Below are 2,855 nucleotides of genomic sequence, written 5' to 3' on the forward strand. Positions count from 1 at the left end.
TCGTTCTCGGCGTAGCGTGGCTCGGCGAGGGTGCGGGGGGTGCCGCCGCCCGACGCGGGGGCGATCACCAGGTCGCTCTCCTGCTGGTAGTCGGGGTGCTGCCCCGCCGCGGGCGGGCCGGCGCTGTACACCAGCGAGTCCCCGCGTGGCGTCCACTCAGGCGCGCCGATGCCGTACGCGGCGCGGGTGATCTGCACTGGCCGCGCGCCCTGCCGCACGTCCACCACGTACACCTGCCCGTACCGCTCTTCCTCGATGGAGGTTTCGCCCAGGTAGTCCAGCCGGGTGACCACCCGCGGGTCCTGCTCGCCGGCGTTGGCGGCCAGCAGGGCACGGATGGAGGCGAGGGCCGCCTGCCGGTCGCGGTGGATGTTGCGCACCGCCGCCCCGTCTACCCGCTTGCGCGCCGAGTCTGCCCGCACGGAATCGGCGGCCGCGGCCGAGTCGGTAGCCGCCAGCTGCTGCGGCGTGAGCTGCGACATGAAGGCGATGCGGCGCGAGTCGGGCGACCACACGGGGCCGCCGGCGCCGGTGGCCAGGCTGGTCAGCGGCCACGCCTCGCCGCCTTCGGCCAGGGGAAGGATCCACACCTGGCCGCGTCCGCCCTGCCGCGCCTGGCTGAACGCCAGCATCCGCCCGTCCGGCGAAAACCGCGGCGCGCCGATGGCGGCGGCGTTGGTCCACGTCAGCCGGCGCAGCCCCGTGCCGTCGGTGTTGGCGATCCACAGGTCGCGCCGGTAGCGGTTCTCGGCCGAGTCCACCTCCGTCTGCACGAACGCGACGCGCCGCCCGTCCGGCGAAAGCGCCACGCCGCCCGCCGTGCGCATCTGGTACAGGTCCAGCGCGGTCAGGGGCCGCCTCTCCTGCGCGGCACCGGGGCTGGCCGCGAGCGCCGCGCCCGCCAGGGCCGCGAGAACAGGAATACGGATACGCATGATCGTCCGGGGTTCTGGTTGTCGCCGCCAAGGAGCACGCCGCGGCCTGGCGCCCAAGCTGCCGAGCGCTCGCCCCACGCCGCAAGGGCGCCCTCACCCGGCCGCGCTGGCACGCGTGCCACCCTCTCCCACAAACAGCGTGGGAGAGGGGGTACACTTCGGAAGGGGGTGCGGCGGCGAACACGGAGCCCAGGCCTCGGCCTGCTGGGGCGACTGAAGTCGCGGCAACAAAGGCCCAAAGTCCGCCTTCGCGGACTGCACGCGTGGTCGGGTGCGCCAGGCCAGCCGAAGCGCATATTAGGTCTCCCCCTCCCCTGCGCAGCGGGGGTAGGGGGCCGGGGGGAGGGGGCTCCCAGAGGCATGCACCGGCACCCTCCGAAGCGAAATCGAAGATCTCCTCTCGCCCGCGCTGTTTGCGGGTGAGGGGCCCCCCGCGAAATGCATCTCCCGAGTGGCCGCTCCGCATCCTGACACATCCTTCTGTAGCAGTTTCCTGACCACGTCCGCACTGATTTGGAATGGGCCATCGCCCTGAGCAGTGCACCAGAACGGTGCGCGGTGCATCGGATCGCACCGCTTATCCAGAGTAGCCACTTATCGGTAAACCGCTTAAAACCAAGCTGTTACGCGGAAACACAAGGCGGTATCCGATTGGCGCGCTCGTTGCCTTACCCCGATGCATCACACCGAACGAGCGGACCTGTCCAATCCCGTCCAGGCGTATCGTTCACGCACCATCCCCCTGCAAGGAAAACCATGTCTCGTTACCGCATCGCAGCCGCCGGGCTGCTCACGCTGGCGGCTGCCGCCTGCGCCGACGCCCCCAACGCCCCCGAGGCGCGCCCCACCGAGATCGCCCCGCGCCAGTCGGTGTCGGACGCCGTGGTTCCCGGCGAGGTGCTGGTGAAGATGAAGCCCGGCTTCTCGATCACCGATCTGACCGGCCGCGCGGATGGACCTTCGTTCAACCGTGCCCTGGCCTCCGCCAGCCGCACCGCCGTGGTGGGTGTTGAGCGCGGCGCCGAGCGCGCCGAGGCCGAGCGCCTGATGCAGGACGAGCGCGTGGAGTACGCCGAGCCCAACTTCCTGCGCCAGCCGCTGGCTATCGACTCCCGCCTGTGGGCCTTCTACAACCCGGGCGGCATGACGGCGTACTTCAGCGATCCGGCCGACTCGCGCTACGGCCAGCCGCTTCCCGATAGCTACCGCTCGGTGGCCGACGCCGACATGGACGTCGTCGAAGGCTCGGGCGCCGGCGGCGCGCCGGTGGTCATCAGCAGCATCGACACGGGCGTCGACATGGACCACCCCGAGTTCACCGGCCGCCTGATCGCGGGCAAGGACTGGGTGACCGGCGACAACAACCCCGAGGACGAAGACGGACACGGCACGCACACCAGCGGCACCATGGCCGGCAGCACGGTCGGCGTGGCGGGTGTCTCGGGCGCCGCGGCCAACGTGAAGATCCTGGTTCAGCGCGTCTGCGGCCCCAACGGCTGCCCCACCTCGGCCATCGTCAACGCCATCTACGCGGCGGCTGACTACCCGGGCATGGTCGCCATGAACCTGTCGCTGGGCGGCAGCATCGAGTCGAAGTCCGAGAAGGACGCCATCAACTACGCCGTCAACACCAAGGGCGTGCTGGTAATCGCGGCCGCCGGCAACAGCGGCAGCGGCAAGGTGGGCTGCCCGGCCTGCGACCCGAACGCCATCTCCGTGTCGGCGCTCAACTGGAGCGGCACCCTGACCACGTACTCGCAGTACGGCAGCGGCCTCGACATCTCGGCCCCGGGTGGCCAGCTGTACAGCAACACCACCGACGAGATGGGCATCTGGAGCTCGTACATGGGCAACACCTACGAGATGCTGCAGGGCACGTCGATGGCTACGCCGAACGTGACCGGCGTCGCCGCGGTGGTC

Annotated in this window: 2 protein-coding genes; one reads left to right on the forward strand and one right to left on the reverse strand. The window is 70.6% G+C overall.

Annotation, left to right across the window (positions count from 1 at the left end; genetic code table 11):
- On the reverse strand, positions 1 to 935 hold a 935-nt coding region (locus tag VIB55_RS14080; protein ID WP_331877288.1), incomplete at its 3' end, for a TolB family protein.
- Positions 936 to 1,691: 756 nt separating this feature from the next.
- Here VIB55_RS14080 and VIB55_RS14085 point away from each other — a divergent pair.
- On the forward strand, positions 1,692 to 2,855 hold a 1,164-nt coding region (locus tag VIB55_RS14085), incomplete at its 3' end, for a S8 family peptidase (RefSeq protein WP_331877289.1).

The sequence above is a fragment of the Longimicrobium sp. genome (assembly GCF_036554565.1).
Taxonomy (GTDB): domain Bacteria; phylum Gemmatimonadota; class Gemmatimonadetes; order Longimicrobiales; family Longimicrobiaceae; genus Longimicrobium.